Source organism: Poriferisphaera sp. WC338 (genome assembly GCF_050931845.1).
GTDB lineage: Bacteria > Planctomycetota > Phycisphaerae > Phycisphaerales > Phycisphaeraceae > Poriferisphaera.
The window spans coordinates 2,491,154-2,511,798 of record NZ_CP194516.1 but is presented as its reverse complement, the minus strand read 5'-3'; the positions used below and the strand labels follow the sequence as shown (position 1 = coordinate 2,511,798).

Sequence of the window (20,645 nt, the reverse complement as noted above, 5' to 3'; positions counted from 1 at the left end):
ATGCCCAAAAGTCCACATGTTCAATATGTGGAGCCAACTTTCCTTACCGTTTATTCATGTATGCTGTGCCCCGCTTCCACTATTAATTTCCCAAGAGTTTCTAAGCTTGCTGTCACAACGTCCGGCATCACCTCGCTCTCTTTCACATCCTCCTCTGTCGAATCCCCCGTTAGCACCAGCACGCTCACCGCCCCCGCCCGCTTCCCCATCATCACATCTGTCATCAGCCGATCCCCTACCATCATCACTTCCTCCCCCTTCAAGCCATGCTTCTCCAGAATCGGCGCAATCATGTATTCATGCGGCTTCCCCAGTACCTCATCCGCCTTTACTCCCGTTGCAACCTCTAAACACTTCGTCACCGCCCCGCAATCTACGAGCACCGTTCGCTCATCCGTCGGACAAAATACGTCAGGATGCGTTGCCAGAAACAGCTTTCCTCGCTTGATCCACCAACCTGCTTCGCACAATTGCTCATACGTCATCCCCGTGTCAAAACCTACCACCACTGCCTCTGGCTCTTCCTTTACTCCTTTCGCCATTAGTTCATCTACACACCCTTCCGCCACCACCTCTAACCCCGCCACCCGCAAATCATCCTTCAACCCGTCCGTCCCCAAAACAAAAACGCGATTGATTTCCCCATGATGCTTTCGCAAATAGAACACCATCGCATGCATCGACGTCAGCAGATTTTCCTCACTCGCTGCAATCCCCAAGCCCGCGAGCTTCTCCAGATATGCCCCCACACTCCGTGAACAATTGTTCGTCAAAAACGTGTACCCCATCCCCCGTTTCCGCAGCCCCGCCAAAAACGGCTTACTAAAATCAAACAGTGTCCCGCCGCTGTAAATCGTTCCATCCATATCCAGCACCACGTGCTTAATCTTCTCTAGCTTCTTTTTTAATCCGTCATTCATCTTCACGTATTCATCCTAGTTAAAATCTCAATTCGCCTATTACATGTAACAGCACGCTTGTGCATGACAAGTTGCAGGATTGATTTCGCGGTATGTGATGTTTTACTGGTGGAGCATCGAGCTTCTTGCACTGTGTTATCTTCCTATGCCGCCCGTGTCTGCTTGAATCATTAATGGCAAACTTCTGGGTGGACAGGGAGGATGGGGCGCAATAAAAAACACCGCAGGCCGTATTCCTGCGGAGCTTTCTCTATTTCTCTAGCTCACTTGAATATGCTTTGGTTGCATGTCCGATTGTTAACCATACTATAGGAAGATCAAGCTACCTTTTCAAGGATTGCCCATGTGCCTGCGCGTTCAAAACCCGCCTTTTTTGCCGAAAAAACCGGTCATCCCCGTACTATGGGACGATGTGCCGGGGCACATTGATCTGCTTTCGCAAGCAGAGTATTTGTTTTTGCAGGGCGGCAGTCTTTCTGATTTGCACAGTGTGCTAGATATGTTGGGCCATCCCCAACTTCAATCTCAGCAGATCTATCTTAATCTTGATTTGCTCAGCGGCTTATCTGTCGACGTTGCTGCACTTCAGTACATCGCCGCGATTCCTCGTATTACCGGCATCATTACTACGCGGCACAACCTCACACAGGCAGCACACAAACTCGGCCTCCGTACCATCGTTCGCATCTTTCTCCAAGACTCCCGTGCTCTCGACCGTGGCCTCCACATTGCGCAAACTGCCAAACCCGACGCACTCGAACTGCTCCCTGGAGTCGCCGCTGCACATATCGCCACTGACTTCGCTAATCTGAGCATTCCTATTCTTGCAGGTGGACTCATCCGTTCTCCGCAATCTGTTCGCGACATTATCTCCGCCGGTATCCAATCCGTTTCCACTTCTAACCCCGATCTCTGGGTGATTAACAGCGTCTAACCATCACATAGATAAACTTTTCTATGTTTTGTTTTTGCAAGATGTCGCATGAGAGGCGTCAACACTGCGCAACGAATGGTCACTTTTGCGCAGCTTACATGTATTTGCCGCAAAGCAACACCCAAAACACTGCGATCACCCAACCCGAAGGTTTAGAATGTCGTAGCAATCTATGGCGGGGCGGGACAAAACCAATCAGTGGATGCATCTTCATACACATATGAACCGCTGTTCCAAAAGGAATTGATTCATGAACATCAGATTCGCGCACCGCATGGTACTTTTCGTTGCAATTTCTATCAGCCTGTTGGTAGCTGTAATCGTTTTTCCAGCTTCAGCTGAAACCATTGCTCCCATCGAATCGCAAATCCAATCCACACACCAGGGTGGTATCCTCCGCATTGATGCGCTCGACCTCACCAAAGATCATTTCTCCGCCATTCCCATGAAACGCATTAATGACCCCGATGCGCCGCCTACCCAATTCCTTCTCTCTGACATGCCCGAGTACTTTAGAACCGGCGACGGTATTGCGCTCCAAGAGCGCGTCAAACCCGGAATCATCCGCCTTTATACTTACCACGTTCCGACACCCGATGACCCGATCAAAAAAATCACTGCAACCATCGAAAATCGCGGTGACAAACCTATGAATTTTAAATTCACTCGTTACGCTTTCCCAAAACCCGGCGGGTACTATCAGGTTGTTGCCGCCAATGCCATGCGCGACTTCCTTTCCTTCAATAATCCTTACCCTAAAACCCGTACACTCGCTCCCGGCAAACGCATGATCCTCGACCCGAACATGGATCGTGTGCAAACTAAAAAGGACATGCTTGTGCATGGATGGTACGAGTTTGAAATTGATCAGCCCGCAGAAGTTGCCGTCTTCCAAACAGATATCAAGGACGATTCCAAAACGATCGTTGATCGTCTTCCGAAACTTCCACGGTCCCTTAAAGGCTGGTCGCACTCCGGCTCAGGCCGCGGCACATTCCTGGATTCAAACTTTCTCTCTACCCCTGCTGACGAAGACTATGTCTACGATACCGCTGAGGGCATTAAACGCATCATTGTCGCCGACGGCAAAACCGACCCATGGATTACTGGCTACGACCAGATCCAACGCACCGAAGGTCAAAACCGTGGACACTACGGCACGATCTACAAAATTCGAATCAAATGGAAATCTTCCGACAAACGTAACCTTGCACTCATCACTTACTCCCACCACATGAAATCCAAATGGTGCGGCAATGTCGGCCTCGCGCTTGGTATCTCCAAAGGCGAATTCCCCGCTGGTGTGATTATGGCCCCGACACAAAAAGATCGCCTCACATTTAAACGCTATCCCGAGGCTGTCCTCATTCAGCGTTTCAAGCCCGATCCTGAAAAGGAAGTACAGGAATTCGAAATCCTCTTTACGCCTCCCGGTGCATCCTGTCTGCCCATGCCTTTCGCGTTGATTCCCTACGACACCGAATAATCCGTTTACTGACACCATATTGTCAGGCTCCATCTCAATTTTCTTCAAGCGGCTGACACAAAGTAGTCGAACGATTATACTATGATCATGTTAGGTTTTTAGTAGGACTTGGCCTCGCCTATCAAAACCACCATCGAAGGAACTGCACGGATGCTAAGAGAACTTCACATCTCCAACCTTGCTGTCATCGAAGATGCCCGCATCGACTTCACCGCGGGCCTCAATGCTTTCACCGGACAAACTGGGGCTGGTAAATCACTCATTCTCGGTGCCTTCGAAATCCTCCTTGGCCTCAAATCCGCACGAAACATCATCCGCCCTGGGGCCAAAGAAGCGCGTATCTCCGGCCTCTTTGAGCTACAAAACCCAAGCACTCTCCAGCGCGTCTCTGAACTTGCTGATCAATCTCTCGAACCCGGCGACCAAATCCTCATTACACGCAAATTTCTTCCCTCCGGCCGTGCCTCTGTTGCACTTAACGGACTTCCCATCACTGCTGCGATGCTCAAAAATATCTCACAGCATCTTGTCGACATCCACGGCCAGCACGATCATCAATTTCTCCTCAAACCCAGCAATCAGTTACACATCCTAGACAACTTTGCAGGGTCATCTAACCTGCGCTTAGAGTACACCGATATTTATCACAGACTTCGTGATTTGCGATCCCAAAAAGCAGAGCTTCTCACCAGTCAATCACTCCGAACTCAGCAATTAGACCTCTATGAATTCCAAGCTGATGAGATCGACGATGTTGACCCGCAAATTGGTGAGTTTCCTGAACTTCAAGCTCGTTTTAAACAGCTCGCCAACCTTTCCAAGATTCGTGACCGTGTCCAGAGTATCCAATCCGCCCTTTACGAATCCGATGCTGCCATCGTTTCCCGCCTTGAAGCCATGACCCATGTCCTCCGCGATCTTGTCGAGCTCGATGAAGGGCTCCAACCTGTTGAAGAACACGTTCGTACCGCTGCGCTCACTTTGCAAGAAGCATCCTTCGAACTTTCCCGGCACCTCTCCCATCTCGACGCTGATCCGCAAGAACATGCTCAAGTTGAAGACCGACTCAATGTTCTTAACCGCCTCATCCAAAAATATGCCGATCCTTCTTTCACTCTTACCGAGGATCCTACTGAAGGTGTGATCAACTTCCGTATTCAGATTGGTCAGCAGATCGAAGAACTCCGTCTCCAGGATGATGATCTTTCGCAGATGGACGATCAAATTGCTTCCCTATCTAATACACTGTTAGACCTCGGCAAGCAGCTTACCGCCAAACGTGCCGCCGCTGCCGATGAACTTTTCCCACTTGTAGAATCACAGCTCAAAGACCTTGGGATGTCCGAAGCCAAACTCCGTATTCAGATTGATTCTGCCGATGAGAATGATCTTGTCGCCTTTGCCCCCATCGGCCTTGATGCCATCGAATTTCTCGTTCAAACCAACCCCGGCCAAGAATTTCGACCTCTTCGCAAAATCGCTTCTGGCGGCGAGCTTTCTCGCATAATGCTCGCCATCAAATCTATCCTTGCCTCCGCTGACCGCATCTCCGTCCTCGTCTTTGACGAAATCGACGCCAACATCGGTGGGCGCCTTGGTTCCGTCATCGGTGAAAAACTCCGCGCTCTTGCACACGGCATCACTCCGCAATCTAAAATCAAATCAAAAGCCAAAACATCCAAAAACATAGAGACTTCCGAAGGAGGAAGTCATCAGGTAATTTGTATCACGCACCTTCCGCAGATTGCAGCTTTTGCCGATCAGCACCTCCATATTGAAAAAACCGTTACAGGTACCGGTAAGCACAAGAAAACCGCGACTACCGTTGCCACGCTCACCGGTAAGACCCGTGTTAACGAACTCGCTGAAATGATTTCCGGTAAGGACATCACCCCCACCACTCGTAAGCAAGCTCGCGAACTTCTCGCTTCTGCGTCAGACTAATTTTTCTACCATCCGCCTCTAACGTCGATCAATCGCAATATTACGGCAACGGTCTTCGTCGTATTTTTGCTATCATTCACCCTTCTATCATTAGGTAGACGATGCAAGATCACGCTTTACAGCCAACATGCCGCATGGTGCATAGGATGACGCGATGACAGACGCAATCAATGACATACTGGCTTCATCGTACCGTCCCGAAAATATGGATTGGTCTGACGCTCATGACCGTGAGCTAGCTAGGAAGCTTCGCCAACGTGAAGCCGATTGGCGTGTCGGTCCGATCGTTTATCAGGTTTACCTCGACCGTTTCGCACCAGCCAAGAATCTCCAGCAAAAAATCACTGACGGTTTATACGATACGCCGCGCATCCTGCGACCTTGGTCCACGCTTCCCAAACGCGGTCCGCATATCCATTCACATAACATGTCCACCAACGCGCTCGAATACTGGGGCGGTGATCTTCAATCACTCCACAGCCGTATAGGCTATCTCCAATCACTCTCGCCGGATGTGATCTATCTTGGGCCGATCCATGAAGCGCTTTCCAACCACAAATACGATGCATCGGATTACTTCAACATTGCCCCCGAATATGGCTCACATGATGAACTTCACCGACTTACCGAGGATATTCATGGTTGCGGGATGCGTATCATGCTTGACGGCGTCTTCAACCACATGGGACAGCATTCCCCTTATTTTATAGACGCAAAAAATAATCCCGATTCCCCATATCGTGACTGGTTTGTGTTTGATGATGCTTATCCTTCTGGCTATCGCAGTTGGATGGGATCGGAAAATCTTCCCGAACTCAATCTTGAAAACCCGGAGCTGCGGCAGCTTTTGTGGGAGGATGAGAACTCGGTCATCAAGTCGTATCTGCAGAACGGTATTGATGGTTGGCGGCTTGATGTGGCTTACGACCTCGGCTTTAACTACCTCAAACAGATCACCGATGCGGCGCATGCGGTTAAGCCTGATGCATCTGTCATTGGTGAGCTTTGGAATTACCCTTCGCAGTGGGTCGATTCGCATGATGGCCTGATCAATCTGCATGTTCGCCAAATTATTTATTACCTTTTGCAAGGTAAAATTATTGGCCGACAGGCTGCGGCATGTTTCAAACAAATGATCGACGACATGGGGTATGAATCGTTGCTCAAGTCATGGCTTGTTTTAGATAATCATGATGTCCGTCGTCTCCGTACAGATTTTACTCACGAGTCTAAACGCCAGCTAGCTCAGCTTTTGCAATTTACCTTGCCTGGTTCACCTAATATGTACTACGGATCAGAGCTCGGCATGCTTGGCGGTGATGATCCGGCTTGCCGGGCGCCGATGCGGTGGGATTTGGTGCATGACAGCAACCCGCATCTGGCTTACACCAAGCAACTGATCTCGCTGCGCAAAGAGCACCGGGCGCTGCGCGTCGGCGAGACGTATGTGCTGCACAGCGAAAAGTGTTTTGCGTTTGCGCGGTTCACAGATCGTCTTGATGAAACGCTGTTTGTATTGGTGAATCCGACGGCGGCGCATGTGACGGAGATGGTGCAGCACCGCACGCCGAAGATTATGTCCATGACGCGACTGAAGGATTTGCTTTCACCGTCAAGCAGGCGATACGAAACGCACATCGGTTTTCTTGAGGTATCGTTGCCCCCGCACAGCGCGATGATTCTTACGCCAGACGTACCTACAGCTCCTGCATATAACCCGTTTAAGCGTGTGAACTAAATCACAATTCATTCTTTGATTAATGTCCGTAAACAAGCTCAATCACTGGAATGATGAAGAAGGGAAGTATGGTGTAAAAAACCCACGCGTATCCACGTTCATGGAAGTACATGGCCCCGATCGATCTGAGAAAAACCAGCCCGACGATGATTTGTGCAATTATCATCTTCTGTGAGCCGGTCTCGCACCGGCATCGCAGAAAAATACCCTGAATAATCACAGCCAGAACGAGTAAAGTGAAGACCGTTTTGAATGGCCATTTTGGACGAGTTGCGGTAACTGCTTCCCTCATGCATCCAGTCTAAATGCCGCTATGTGTTTCTGGCAAGATTAAATATTCTGTTTGACTGTGCTCCATTTTCCAGGGGGAGCATTGGGGGTGTTCGGCGTGGATGAGATTCGTGGATAGTGCGCAAAAAAGACGCGGCACAGAGGAGTGTCTGTGCCGCGTGTTAGGTCTTCAGCATCGGTAATGAAATGAGACGCGGTCTGGCAAGTATTTCACCTCCCAAACCGAATGTTTTCAAACCATCTACACAATGATTGCCGCTATCCCCAGAAGGTCAATCTATCATCCCTCATTTTTTGTTTTCTAATGAAGAGTCTTCCTAGTATCGGCGAGTCGCCATAAAAAAACGGCCAAACATGACTGTTCAGCCGCGTCTCCTACCAAAACCATACCTCTAGTTCCCCGTTTTATCATTTAGCTGGTTTATGTGTCTAACCAGCCTTTAGATTTTATTAGGTGCTGCCGACACTGAGTTCGACCGGCTGATCTTTCACATCGTAGTTCGGATCGATGGCGATGTTGAGCGGTTCGCGTTTGCCGTTGGTGTACTTGATACCATCTTGATCGATGATGCGCTGGATGGCCATGACGCCTTCGATCAACGTTTCAGGACGTGGTGGACAGCCTGGCACATACACATCCACGGGGATGAACTGATCGACACCTTGGACGGTAGCGTAAACATCAAACACGCCGCCGGTTGAAGCGCAAGCACCCATCGACAAAACCCATTTGGGTTCGGTCATCTGTTCATAGATACGCTGCAAAACAGGAAGCATTTTTATAGATACGCGGCCAGCAACGATCAGCAGGTCCGCCTGACGTGGGCTAAACCGCATGACTTCAGCACCAAAGCGGGCAAGGTCGTATCGGCTGGACGCTGTCGCCATCAGCTCAATTCCGCAGCATGCGGTCGCAAACGGCATCGGCCAAACCGAACTGCGGCGTGACCAGTTCACGACCTTCTGCAGTTGCGTGGCCATAAAGCCGCCATCTCGGATCATGTTCTCAAGGCCCATGTCTGTACCTTCACATCTATCTCAGCCCCGAAGGGCGGTTGTCAAAATCATTTGTCGTCCGTGTTGGTGCCAATTGTAACCGGATTGGCTTCTTCTGACATACTCATGCATCGACCAGTTCGGGCGATTCAGTCCGAATTCCCTTGCGATCACGGCCGATCTGCCTCACATATTTTAGGCGGGTTTTCGGTATGGTTCACACCCAGCGCGGTACGGTTTTGCTTCCGGTGCTGGGGGGTTATCGGTCGATTGTCAGGGGCCTGCAGCACAACAACGTGTAGAGGCGATGAACATGATACATGAAGTCCCCGAATCGCACAGATATCCACAACTCAGGCTCAGCTAAGCGGATAGGTCTGCCGCAGCTCACCGTCTTTTCCGACGACTGGGGTGTGCACCCATCGAGCAGCCAGCACTTGGTAAAACATTTGATGGGCGATTTCGAGGTGCTGTGGGTGAACACGATCGGGATGCGCTGCCCAACGCTTGGACGGGAAGATTTGGGGAAGGTTGTTCGTAAGCTAAGAAAATGGAGCAGTTTAAGATTAGGTGCTGTTGCGGGTGCTGCGAAACTGGCTGCCAATGACCATGTGCCGAAGCAGTGCAATCCAATGATGTATCCGGGGTTTCGGTCAACTTGGCAGCGGAAATTGAACCGAACGTTGATTGGGCGAACGATTCGGAAGCACCGAGATCATGATCGTAAACAGGTTTATCTGACAACCTTGCCCGTGACTGCGGACTTAGTAGATGTATTGCCGGGTGATTGGGTGTATTACTGCGTGGACGATTTTTCGGTCTGGCCAGGGATTGATCATGCCGTGATGGATGCGATGGAGCGGGAGCTTGTTAGCAAGGTCGATCGGGTCGTGTGCGTGAGTGAAACCTTAATGGATCGCATGCGAAGTATGGGGCGAGATGATGCGGTTCTGATGACGCACGGGATTGATCTCGAGCACTGGGGTTTGTGCGAAGGCACAGAAAGTGCTGGAAAACAAGGGATAGATGATGGGGGAGCGGATGGTCGGATGGTTATACGGTCAAGGTATGATTGGGCGAGGGATGTGTATGGGCCGTTGTATCTATTTTGGGGATTGATTGATCAGCGTTTAGATAGTGAATGGGTGATCAAGCTTGGAGAATCGGCGGCACGTGAAGGGGGCAGGGTGGTCTTGCTGGGACCAGAGCAGTCGCCGAGTCAATCGCTGTTTGGAAAGAAGGGGGTCATGTTTGGCGGATCAGTGCGATATGCAGATTTGCCTGTGACAGCGAGGGTGGCAGATGTGCTAGTGATGCCTTACCGAAATGAGGCGGTGACACGAGCGATGCAACCATTGAAATTGAAGGAATACTTGACGACGGGTAAGCCTGTTGTTTGCAGGGACTTGCCAGCAACGCGAGCATGGTGGGACGGGTGTGATCTGGCGTGTGAGGTGGATGATTTTATTCATCTGTGTGAGATGCGAGCTGCTAGCGGGATTGGGCAAGATCAAATCGCCTCACGACGGCAATTGATAGATGAGTCATGGTCCGAGAAGGCGCGGCAAATGCACAAGATCCTTATCGGGACTGAAAATATGACGATGAGTGGGGTGGCGGCATAGTGGTCATGCCGTGAGCGGGGCAGGTCAGTATTGGAGCGACACGTTGGAAACAGAGAGACAGCAAGATAAAACGAGTCGGGTGAAGCGGGTGATGCAGCGGTCGATTAGATCGATCGGCCGGTTAGTAGTATGGACTGATCGATGGGGTAAGCGGTGTTTACGCCGAGTGTTTACGACGGCACGATTGAAGTTTGTGGCGCAGATGATTGGCTTGTTGCGAGCGGCGCCGGCGCTGGTGTCGTATCGCATGACACGCAACGCGCTGGGTAGAGAACGTGCATTTTCCTTGGCGGCAGAAAAGGTTGCGCGAATCACAGGTATGATTGGTGTGTATGCGCGGTATGCATTCTACAAGCAGACATTGTTGCATGTAGGGAAAGATGTTTGTTTTGGATATATGTCGATTGTCAGTAAGCCGGACACGCGGGTGGGCGATCAGGTTTATTTGGGCCGATTTTGTTCCGTGGGTTTGGCGGATCTTGAAGATCAGGTGATGTTGGCAGATGGGGTTCAGATTTTGTCGGGTCGACATCAGCACGGCAGTGATGCAGGTACTCATCAGGCGTTGCAGGAGAATGATCATCACTACAAGCGAGTGGTAATCGGCATGGGGAGTTGGGTTGGCGCAAACGCGGTGGTGATGAACCATGTGGGTAAAAAGTCAGTGGTGGGTGCGGGGGCGGTGGTTGTACACGAGGTCGCGCATGAGATGAAGGTTGTAGGCGTTCCGGCAAAAAGCAAAGCGGTAGCACCGCAGCCTAAGGCACAAGTACGTGTGCATACGGCTGATGAAGATCAACAAAGACGGTTGGTCTTGCGAGCGGCTTAGTCGATTATTCAGTGGGGATGTCTGGGGAATCCGGGGTGATGGCGAAATAGATTTCATAATCAAGGCGCACCGATTCGAGATGATCGGAGATGTTGTCTTGTGTTATCTGAATGCCCAGCGGGGGTTGGGTATTGCTGTGCTCGGGGTTAAAGATGGTTTTCAGAATGCGGGCACCGGCGGCACGGGTGATGTGAACTGGGTCCCAGAAGTTGTTCATGCGGGCGGCGGGGTCTACTGAACTTGGTATCGTTTCGATTGTCATATTGTTGATGAGCGCGAAATCCCAAAGTTCGGCTTCAGGCATGCCTTCTTCTTCATGTTTGAGACTGTTTTCATTGGCGACGAGTTCGGTGAGTTTGCGTTTGCCTTGCTGCCAGAGCGGCCAGAGGTTTTGTTGTTCCATGTTGTCCAGGGCAGAGACGTGCAGGGGGGGAAGAATGATAGTAGTTTTGATGTGGTTGATTTGGCTGAGGAAGATGAATTGTTGGAGGAGGGCGAGGTTGATGGTTTGTGATTGTTGGTAGACGGTGTCCGCGGGATTGACGTTGATGTTGTATTCGGTGGCGAGGGCGCAGAGGGCGGCGGGGTTGGGCGTGGGGAGGGGTTCGTTGAAGGCGGGGGCTTGGGGGGAGCCGGGCTTGGTGAGAGGCCGGGTGCGTCGGCCGCGGTTATTGAAGGCGGGTTCGGCACCAGAAAGGATGGCGATTGATTTTTCAGTGGCTTTGTAGCCGAGGAGATTGGCGAAGTGGTACTCGGCTTGGGAGAGTTCGGGGTTTAGGATGGATTCACGGAAGCCTTGTGTGTGGGCTTGAGCGTTGAAGAGCCAGTAGTTGTCGAAGGTGAGGATGATGTGCTTAGGCGGCATGGGGCGACGGATGGCGCGTTTGAGTGCGGCAAGAAGTTCGGGGAGGGTGTTGCCATCGAGGGCACTGTTAAACGCGCCGCCATCTTGCATGAATGGAGGTAAATCCTCGGGATCGAAGCCGACGGCCATGATTGAGGAGCCGAGCATGAGTGTATGGGATTGATCTTGTCGCAGCAGCTCAGCACGACCACGGACAGAGGGCATGGCGTGGACGGATTGATTGAGTGATGAGCGTCTAAGCGATGGATAGGCAGAAAAGGGATCGATCCGCGCATTGAAGATGGTGATGGCGATCAGGAAGACAGCCAAGAGGGGAAAGAGCAGAAGCAGAAATTTTTTCGATAATCTATTCATGGGTTAGAAGCGGTAGTAGATGAACTCACCTGCGCGGGACATTTGGAGGATGGACGCGGTGAAGAGGACGACGAGGATGATGACCCAAAAGGGTTCGGGTCGCCATTTCCATGTGGCCAATGCGGGGATGCCGTCCCATTTGAGTTTGCGGCCGTGGTGTGGGCGGTATTGCCGCATCATGGTTTGGATGTTGGGCATGATGGTGACGAGGGCGATCATGAGGATGAGGAGGATAATGCGTGATGATTTGAAAGGGTGGGCGAGGGCGAAGCCGTTTAGGCCGAACATGGCGGTGAAGAAGTCGGATGCTTGTGAGAGAGAATCGGCGCGGAAGAGGACCCATGCGAGAATGACGGCTAACAGGGTGATCGATCGGGCGGCGATGATGTAGGGGAGGGCAGAGGTGGGACGATTGGGGAAGAGTTTGTGGAAGGCGTGGTTGATGCAGAGGTAGAGGCCGTGGAGTCCGCCCCAGAGCATGAAGACCCATGCGGCACCGTGCCAGAGCCCGCCGAGAAGCATGGTGATGAAGAGGTTGAGGTAGCGGCGGGCGTGCCCTTTTCGGTTGCCGCCGAGGGGGAAGTAGAGGTAGTCGCGGAGGAAGGTGGAGAGTGTGATGTGCCAGCGTCGCCAGAACTCGATGATATTGGTGGCACGGTAGGGTGAGTTGAAGTTGAGCGGGAGTTTGATGCCGAAGAAACGTGCGATGCCGAGCGCCATGTCGGAGTAGCCGGAGAAATCGAAGTAGATTTGAATGGCGTATGCGGTTGCGCCGAGCCATGCTGCGACGAAGGTGAGTGTTGATGATTCGGGGGTGAATGCTTTGGCGGCCATGAGGGAGAACTCGTCGGCGATGAGTACTTTTTTGGAGAGGCCGAAGATAAAGAGGGAGATGCCGACGGTGAAGTCGGGGGCGTTGAGTTGTAGTTTGCGGTTTTGGAATTGCGGGAGCATGTCGGCGTGATGGACGATGGGGCCGGCGATGAGCTGTGGGAAGAAAGTGACGAAGAGGCAGTAGTCGATAAAGTGGTATTCGTGAGTGAGATTGTTTTTGGCGTCGAAGAGGTAGGCGATTTGCTGGAAGGTGTAGAAGGAGATGGCGATGGGGAGGACAATGGCGGGGACTGTCCATGTGATGCCGAGGAGTGTGTTGGTGGTTTCGGTGAGTAGGCTGGCGTATTTGAAGTAGATTAGAAGCCCGAGGTTGAAGGTGATGCCGAGGGCGAGGAGAAGATTTTTGTGAAGCGGTTTTTGTGTGGATGAGATGAAACGCCCAAGGGTGAAGTTGATGATGATGGAGGCGGCGAGCGGTAGCAGGTCAGCGAACCGCCAGTAGCCGCAGTAGATGAGCGAGGCGATGACGAGAAAAATGAAGGGTGCGCGGCGATAAGGGAGACGTGAAGTGATGGCAAAGCCGATCAGCACGACAGGTAAGAACAGCAGGACAAATGAGTATGAACTGAAAATCATGCGGTATGAGTTGGGTTGATAATGGAAACGTGCTGCGCCACTGGGCAGATTGATAGTTTACAGGAAAACCTGTGGTCTGGTTCGGTGAAGTGTTTAGCAAAGGGGTGTGATAGGCCGGATGGGATTAAGATGAAGTGTCAGGCGTCTCAGCAAAGTCGGGCATAAGTGGGGCTGTTTTAGCAATGGGTTCGGTTGGAATGACTAGGGAGAAGGTCGTGCCGGCGCTGACTTCAGATTCGAGTTCGATGCGGCCTTGCAGAAGGTCGGCGAGTTCCTTGGAAATGGTGAGGCCGAGGCCGGTACCGCCAAATTGCTTGGTAACCGATGGATCAAGCTGTGTGAACTTGTCGAAGATGCGCTGTTGGTCTTCAGGTGCGATGCCGGGGCCGGTGTCGGTGACGGAGATGCGGAGTTCAGGACGCTGATTGTCTTCGTGTGGGGTAAGGAATCGGGCGGAGAGTGTGACGGTGCCGTCGGCGGGTGTGAATTTGACGGCATTGGAGAGGAAGTTGAAGAGGATCTGTTGGAGCTTGCCTGCATCGGTGGTGATGATGGGAAGATTGGGTGGGACATCAAGTTGGAGGGTGATGTCTGCTTTCTCAGCTTGGGGGCGCATGAGGTTGAGTAAGCCCTCGGTGGTGTCGGTGATGGAGATTTGCGAGAGGGAGAGTTCCATACGGCCGGCTTCGATCTTGGCGAGGTCGAGCAGATCGTTGATCAAGTCTAAAAGTGTGCGTGAAGATTTGTTGATGTTGTTGACGTAGCGACGGCGTTTTTCATCAGCGGGATCGTGTGTGTCGGTAAATGTTTCTGCGAGAACTTCGGCAAATCCAGAGATTGAGTTCAAGGGTGTGCGGAGTTCGTGTGAGACGTTGGCGAGGAACTCGCCTTTGATTTTGTTGGCTTCGTAGAGTGCGACATTAGATTCGGCGAGTTCGCCGAGCTTGAGGTCGAGGGATTTATTGATGGAGCGGAGGTCTTGTGTGTTTTTACGGATGTTATCGAGCATGTGGTTGAACATGTCGGAGAGTTGCTCGTATTCGTCGCCGGTGTTGATGTCGGAGCGGATGTTGAGATTCCCTTCAGAGACAGCGGCGGCATAGTCACGGAGGAGTCTGACAGGGGAGAGGATAATGCGCGTAGTGATGTACCAAAAAACGAAGATGGCGAGCAGGCCTGCCGCGATACCCGCGGCAATGAGGTAAATGATGTTGACGGCTTGCTCGATGGGTGCGTCGGGATCACGCAGATCAATCAGAAGGATTTCTTCAAGGGGGTTGGCCAAACCTGTGGTATCGATAGTAGCTGAGAAGCCTGCCGCTGTGCCGCCTCGGATGGTGTTTAATTCAGACTTACGAACGGCCCGTGCATAGCGGTAGTAGGTTTGCCCACCTGGATCGATAGCGTGGGTGAAACGCTCGGTTTGATCGGGGCGCAGCTGAAATTTTTCAATGGTGGTTTTAAGGAAAGGATCTTCTTCTTCGGCGGCAGAAAACTCGCTGCGGTCAATGCGGACAAACTTCAGGTTTTCATCGGCAGGAAGATTTTCGGATCGTGATTGAAGCTGATAGGCAGAGAGTGTGGGTCCGAGTTGGATTTTGTTGGTGAGCCATGCATCGGCATAGTCACGGGCTCGTTTGCGTGGGCCTTCATCGACAAGCGTTTGCATACGCAGTGCCACAACGATGAGCGCGGCTGCGAGGATGAGGATAACGGCTGCACCGAAGAGGAGCAGACATTTGTTGGCGAGCGTGAGACGGACAGACTTGCTCATGTGCGTTTATTGTAGGGGAAGTTGGTGAGAAAAGGGCGTGCTTGTTGACGATGTTATGTAGAGATATTTGATTCGGAGGGGTGAATCAGTGAGTCATAATGAAGGGTATCGGTAATGCAGTTGTTTTCATCACAGACGATGACCTTGGCGACGTGGTTGTCGAGTTCTTCAGAACCGCCGGTGAGGTAGGCGTAGTTGGCGATGATCAGTTCATGACCGATGTCTACGAGTCGTGCGGCTGCTCCGTTAACGCCGATGACCCCGGAGCCAGGCTCGCCATGGATGACATAAGTTTCAAAACGGTTGCCGTTGGTGATGTCATAAATCCAGACGGCTTCGTTGGGGCGGATATCGACAGCGGCAAGCAGGTCGGCATCGATGGTGATGGAGCCGACGTAATGCAGATCGCATTGGGTGATACGGGCCATATGGATTTTTGAACGGAGCACCTTGCGGAGCATGGGTCACCTCAGGCGGTTGGGGGTACTGATGAATCAGTGCTACATTTTAGTGGGGTTTGAGGTCGTGTCGAGCGCCCGTGAGGTTGATCCTGTAAGAAGTTGCGGTGAAGCAGGGTATTGAGTGCGATTGAAATGTGAGCAGAACGCTTGTTTTGCTTAGCTATCGCCATTGGTCACGCGGTCTAGCAAGGGAAGGAGGGACTCAGAGAGGACTTGATCCCAGCCCATTTGCGAGACAAGTTTTTGGCCGGAGTCGATAAGTGCGGCCCGTTGTTTATCATTGGCAGGAAGATTGGCCGCAATGGTTTCTGCGACTTCGGCCGAAATAGTTTGTTCAACCAGATCACGATCGTGAATGGTCATATCTTTGAGCTGGTTGATGGTGAAGTCGTGATCGAGTCGTGTGTAGTCGGCAGTTATGACGTTGGGGACGGTTCGGTTTTGTGTGGCGTGTTTGACGAAACCATCGCAGCCACAGATTGAAGAAATGCAGCAGATTGCGCCGGAGCCGAGCGGCTCAAGCGGTGAGATGCCGAAGGGTTCATAGGTCGCCAGACCAAACTCAACATCGGTCGCGCGTCGGAGATCGGCGATATTCATGTCTTTGGGCAAGCGTTTGCCGATGCGATCTTGGGACCAGCCAAACTGATTAACAAGAATGATTTGAATGTTGTCATGTTTCTGGTTGAAAGGTTCGATCATGCGGTAGAGATCAATCTCAGGACCGACAAGATCGGGGAAGCCGTTGCGGTGTTGGCGGGGCCAATCGTATTCTTCTTCCATGTGCCGGATGTCAGCTTTGCGACGAACGCCGCCAGCGGAGGTGAGGATAAAGAGGACACCGGTTTTGTTTTGTTTGGCAAGGAGAGTATCGAGGTGTGAGCAGACGGCAAGGTCACGCCACATACCCTTGGAGACAACTGGCCTTGTGATGTGGGTCATGAGAATATCGGGGTGATGGCCGACGAGTTTTTCAGCATAAGCTTGTAGCAAGGTGCGCGATTTGTTTTTGTCCTCAAGGGTGACCTTCATCGCGGGGAGTCCGTTGTAGACGAGGTCTATCTGATGCTTAGATAGCTTGTCATTGAGAAAATGTAGTTCATCTTTGGTGTGGTCGCCGACCGCGATGATGCCGTCACAGAGATACGTGCGGGAGATGAGCGCGTGGCGGAGGTATTGAGATTGATCGCCAAAAACGTCATCGACATAAAGGCCTTGCTTACGGGCTTTGTTCATGATGTTGTAGAACATGGTGTCGTGGCCGGGATGGGTTTCGACCAGTCGGCGCGCGGTAGCACATTCGTGAGCATGGAAGACGGTACGGAAATCGTCACCGCCGTCGAGGATTGCTTGGAGTGCGGACGGCATACCCATGAATTCATGTGCAAACAGAACGCAGGGCAGGTCGTCATCTGAGAGCAATGCGCGAAGTGCGTAGAACGCAGGTTCAGCAAGGCGGGTGTATTCTTCATAATCCCATGCGGATTCATAACGGGAAGAGTCGAGGCCGAAGCGTTCCCAGAGCTTGAGTTTAAAGATATTTAGACGATCAGGGTTAGCGCGAAAGACATCAATGAGTAAAACTTCTGCTTTCCCGGATCGGTTTTCGCCGGGCGGGTTGTAGGTACGTGTGCCGTAGATGAGTTTGACATTGAACGCCCATTCGACAGGGCGGAATTTAGCACCAAGTCCAACATCATCAATGTCGTCCACAGAAGAATAAAGGACCTTGCCGTGATCACCGAGACGTGAGGCAGGGTCGGAGGCCATATGTGTCGCGGTTGGGCCGATGAGGATGGATCGTTTGACGCGGGATTGATAAACCGGCGAGATCATGAGCCCTTCGAGGACGGTGCCGATGCCGCCTAGCTGTTCAACTGCTTCATGAGTGACGTGTGCAAGGGTGAGATCTTTTTTGCTCATGGTGTAGGATCTATCTGTTGATTAGAGGTTGTGGCTAATAGCCTCGATTCAACAACACAGCATGCATATATTCATGATCGGTCATTGATGGAGTGTATGTAAAAGAAAACCCGCTAGTTAAGCGGGCTGTTGATGTTTGGATTGTGGAGTGTTGGAAATGCTTTTGCTTCCAAGAGGATTAGCCGGGAGGGAGGTCTCCGGGATCGATGTCGGGCTTGGCGGTATTGGAGGCATCGGGGTTGCGGCCGGTAGTCTGGGAAAGCGCCCGTGCAATAGCAGGACGGCGAAGCTGTGAGATATTGCCACGACGCATGGCTATGACGCCGGTGCGTGCGAGTTCGATGATGCCGTAGGGTTCGAGCAACTCGATGAACGCTTCGATCTTTTCTTCCGAGCCAGCCATTTCGATCATGAGTTGGTCGGGCGAGACATCGACGACCTTGGCACGGAACAGGTTGGCCATCGTGATGATTTCTTCGCGCTTGTCGGCGGGCCCAACGTCGGTTTTGGTAGAAACCTGCACGAGAATCATATCACGTTCGACGAATGGGACGTCGGCATATTCGACGACTTTGACGACGGGGACAAGTTTTTGAAGTTGTTTGCGGACTTGTTCAAGGGTCGCAGTATCGCCGGTGACGACGATGGTCATGCGAGAGATTTCCGGGTTGTCGGTGCGCCCGACGACGAGGGAGTCGATGTTGAAGCCGCGAGCGGCGAACATGGATGCGACCTGTGCGAGCACGCCGGGCTCATTGGTAACGAGCGCAGCTATGACGTGACGAAATGCTTGGTTGGATTGAGTCATAATGGATCATGATACGCGGATGTGTGGTGAGTGCTCAAATGACTGGTGGTGTGGTTGTGGGAAAGATTGGCTGGGGCAGTGGATCACAAGTGAGTTGCATCTTTTTGTGGAAAAGGTGTTGATATCAAATATGGGGCAAACATGGCTAGCGCATCATTGAACGAGAGTGGGGCCGGTCAGTTTGTAGGTGTTGGGTTATAGGACCAGCACCGCGATAGGTAAGTTGAATGTTTGCTGGGGGTTGTAGTCGGGTTGTTCCAGGCAGCGATTGGGTAAGTAACTGGCGGCAGTGAAGCGATCAGATCTGATTATTGGGCGAAGTTTTTGAAACGCAGATGTGGATAAGCATGGGGATAGATTTCGTCTAACTGTATATTAGCGTTAGATGAGACAGATGAGGGGGGATAGTCATGTTTTAAGAAGGTTGGCATCATGTTCTGAGAGCGTGCCAGAGCCTAAAAGCTGTAAAAACAGGGGTGAAAAAGCAATTTTCGCGACACAGCAGTAAAGGCTATCTAACGGTTAGATAGGCCTATCACATGATTAGGTGACGGGCCGTTAATGAATGAATCGCATATCACCAAAATTGGGGACGATGCCGAAGGGGGCGGGGAAGTAGACAAAGAAGGCTTTACCAAACATGAGTTCGCGTGGGACGACGCCATACTTGCGGGTTCCAGCGAAGTAGTTGTGATCGATCCAAGGGTCGATGGTATCCCAGATGCGAGAATCTTTTGAGTTGGGGCCATTGTCGCCAACACAGAAAAATTCATCGGGTCCGATGGTGTAAGGTGAACCAAGGTCGACTGGGCCGAGAGGATTAGATCGCGCGAGTCCGCCCGCGACGATGTAATTAGCAGGGCGGGATGCGTAGTAGAGATCACGATCAAGTTGGATGTCATGAAGGGTGAATGGGCCAGTGGTCGAGGAGATGGAGATGGTGGGGACAGGATCTGGTCCGCGACGTTGGCGAAGCTCATTCATAGAAAGCTCGTATTGAGCGGTGAGGGTTTGCACCCCGTTAACCCAGAGGATGAGTTGCTGATCGACATACCAGAGTTCTAATTGTGTGTTAGATCCTTCGGTGAGGGGATTGATCTTGCCGGTTTGTAGAACAGTTGTGTCGGTAGGATCGGCCGGGTTGGTGCGCGAGAGGGTGGCGGTGCCGTCGGAGGCGATGTGAGCTGATAGGATCTGGGGAGGCGTTTGTGGATCGGTTGAATCCCATCGAGCGGTCGTCGAGAGAGTGATGTTGCCGTTGGGTGTTTGGGGTTGATAAACCGCTGCGAGTCTGATGTCTTCGATAGATTCAGTACGGGGATTTTGCGGACGCATTTGGTTGTATGGATACATCGCGAGATTGGTGTGCTCGCCGCCGCGCGCGAAGTCAAACGTGATGTTGGTCGGGGTGTTGCCAGCAAATGAATAGGATCGTTGCCCGTCAATGAGCCAGTTGGTTGGCTGATCTGCAACCCAAGGGGTCTGCCAGGTAAAGTTGGCCGTAAAACCGTTATCTGTTTTGTAGGAACGCCCGTCACCGCTGCCGCCGTCGATGGGGATATAGTTTGAGTGATAAATGTTTCTGAAGACGGCTAGCTGTGCTTTGAAGTTATCTGATTTGCGTGCGATGCGCCATTTGTCGGCGGGCTGGCCGGTAGTGGGGTTGAGCGGTTGCGTGTAGACATTGCCATCGAGCATGGCGATGGATTCGTTAGGCAAACCGATGAGTCGTTTGATGTAGTTGTTGGTGGGGCCGGGGGTACCGTTGTCATTGAATTGTTGTGGATTTTTAAAGACAACCACGTCCCAGCGGTCGGGGTCAGCGAAAGCATATGGGAATTTGAGGACGAGGATACGATCACCGTTGCGAGGTGTTTGGCCTTGGATGGGGTTGGGGAAGCGGCACATGGGGCAGACAATGCCGGGGACAGGGATGCGTTTGGGGTCAAAGGTTGCATCGACGGTAAAGGTGTAGCCGCATTGTTTGCAGGTGACGCGGAGGTGTCTGCCGAGGAGGGTAGGAGCCATGGAGCCGGTGGGGATGATAAAGGGCTCGATGATGTAGGCTCGAAAGACTAGCGCGAAGGTGAAGGCGAGAATGAGCGAGATGAAAGTCTCTTTGATGGTCTCGTCGGTGGGCTTCTCTTTCTTAGGGGCGCCAGTGCTAGTGTTTGGGGGTGTGGTCATACGTTTGATTGCCCTAGGGGGTGGGGTGTAAAACTCTGGG

15 protein-coding genes are annotated in these 20,645 nt (G+C 51.9%); 6 read left to right on the top strand and 9 right to left on the bottom strand.

The window, feature by feature from the left end; all coding sequences use genetic code 11:
* Positions 1-50: 50 nt before the first annotated feature.
* On the bottom strand, positions 51-920 hold the full coding sequence (locus ACQ6WK_RS10335) for an HAD-IIA family hydrolase (RefSeq protein ID WP_432800390.1): 870 nt from the start codon (positions 918-920) through the stop codon (positions 51-53).
* A gap of 343 nt (positions 921-1,263) precedes the next feature.
* Between ACQ6WK_RS10335 and ACQ6WK_RS10330 the strand changes: the two genes are divergently transcribed.
* From ACQ6WK_RS10330 to ACQ6WK_RS10315, 4 genes are all read left to right on the top strand, one after another.
* Positions 1,264-1,854, top strand: a complete 591-nt coding sequence (locus ACQ6WK_RS10330; protein WP_432797306.1) for a glycerol-3-phosphate responsive antiterminator — start codon at positions 1,264-1,266, stop codon at positions 1,852-1,854.
* A gap of 250 nt (positions 1,855-2,104) precedes the next feature.
* Positions 2,105-3,340, top strand: a complete 1,236-nt coding sequence (locus ACQ6WK_RS10325) for a hypothetical protein (protein ID WP_432797305.1) — start codon at positions 2,105-2,107, stop codon at positions 3,338-3,340.
* A gap of 150 nt (positions 3,341-3,490) precedes the next feature.
* Positions 3,491-5,284, top strand: a complete 1,794-nt coding sequence (locus tag ACQ6WK_RS10320) for a DNA repair protein RecN (protein WP_432797304.1) — start codon at positions 3,491-3,493, stop codon at positions 5,282-5,284.
* Positions 5,285-5,438: 154 nt separating this feature from the next.
* A complete protein-coding gene (locus ACQ6WK_RS10315; RefSeq protein WP_432797303.1) occupies positions 5,439-7,022 on the top strand; it encodes an alpha-amylase family glycosyl hydrolase in 1,584 nt (527 codons plus the stop codon).
* Positions 7,023-7,763: 741 nt separating this feature from the next.
* Here the strand turns inward: ACQ6WK_RS10315 and ACQ6WK_RS10310 are convergent.
* The gene (locus ACQ6WK_RS10310; protein ID WP_432797302.1) at positions 7,764-8,330 is read right to left on the bottom strand and encodes an NADH-quinone oxidoreductase subunit B; all 567 of its coding nucleotides are present in this window, start codon (positions 8,328-8,330) and stop codon (positions 7,764-7,766) included.
* 299 nt (positions 8,331-8,629) lie between these two features.
* Between ACQ6WK_RS10310 and ACQ6WK_RS10305 the strand changes: the two genes are divergently transcribed.
* The gene (locus ACQ6WK_RS10305) at positions 8,630-9,934 is read left to right on the top strand and encodes a hypothetical protein (protein WP_432797301.1); all 1,305 of its coding nucleotides are present in this window, start codon (positions 8,630-8,632) and stop codon (positions 9,932-9,934) included.
* Between the two features lie 43 nt (positions 9,935-9,977).
* On the top strand, positions 9,978-10,763 hold the full coding sequence (locus ACQ6WK_RS10300) for an acyltransferase (protein WP_432797300.1): 786 nt from the start codon (positions 9,978-9,980) through the stop codon (positions 10,761-10,763).
* A gap of 4 nt (positions 10,764-10,767) precedes the next feature.
* On the opposite strand, the gene ACQ6WK_RS10295 is transcribed toward ACQ6WK_RS10300, so the two are convergent.
* The 7 genes from ACQ6WK_RS10295 to ACQ6WK_RS10265 form a co-directional block, all read right to left on the bottom strand.
* Positions 10,768-11,982 carry a hypothetical protein gene (locus tag ACQ6WK_RS10295; protein ID WP_432797299.1) on the bottom strand — a complete coding sequence of 405 codons (1,215 nt, stop codon included), beginning with the start codon at positions 11,980-11,982 and terminating at the stop codon, positions 10,768-10,770.
* A 3-nt stretch (positions 11,983-11,985) separates the two neighbouring features.
* Positions 11,986-13,452 (bottom strand): MBOAT family O-acyltransferase, encoded by a 1,467-nt coding sequence (locus ACQ6WK_RS10290; RefSeq protein WP_432797298.1) that lies wholly within the window; start codon positions 13,450-13,452, stop codon positions 11,986-11,988.
* A 124-nt stretch (positions 13,453-13,576) separates the two neighbouring features.
* Positions 13,577-15,226, bottom strand: a complete 1,650-nt coding sequence (locus ACQ6WK_RS10285) for an ATP-binding protein (RefSeq protein ID WP_432797297.1) — start codon at positions 15,224-15,226, stop codon at positions 13,577-13,579.
* Positions 15,227-15,279: 53 nt separating this feature from the next.
* Positions 15,280-15,687, bottom strand: coding sequence for an aspartate 1-decarboxylase (panD, locus tag ACQ6WK_RS10280; protein WP_432797296.1), 408 nt, complete (start codon positions 15,685-15,687; stop codon positions 15,280-15,282).
* A gap of 156 nt (positions 15,688-15,843) precedes the next feature.
* A complete protein-coding gene (locus ACQ6WK_RS10275; protein WP_432797295.1) occupies positions 15,844-17,610 on the bottom strand; it encodes a hypothetical protein in 1,767 nt (588 codons plus the stop codon).
* Positions 17,611-17,788: 178 nt separating this feature from the next.
* Complete coding sequence (ilvN, locus tag ACQ6WK_RS10270) at positions 17,789-18,418, bottom strand: acetolactate synthase small subunit (RefSeq protein ID WP_432797294.1); 630 nt, start codon at positions 18,416-18,418, stop codon at positions 17,789-17,791.
* Between the two features lie 558 nt (positions 18,419-18,976).
* Positions 18,977-20,605: a S26 family signal peptidase gene (locus ACQ6WK_RS10265; RefSeq protein ID WP_432797293.1), complete on the bottom strand. Its 1,629-nt coding sequence runs from the start codon at positions 20,603-20,605 to the stop codon at positions 18,977-18,979.
* Positions 20,606-20,645: the final 40 nt, after the last annotated feature.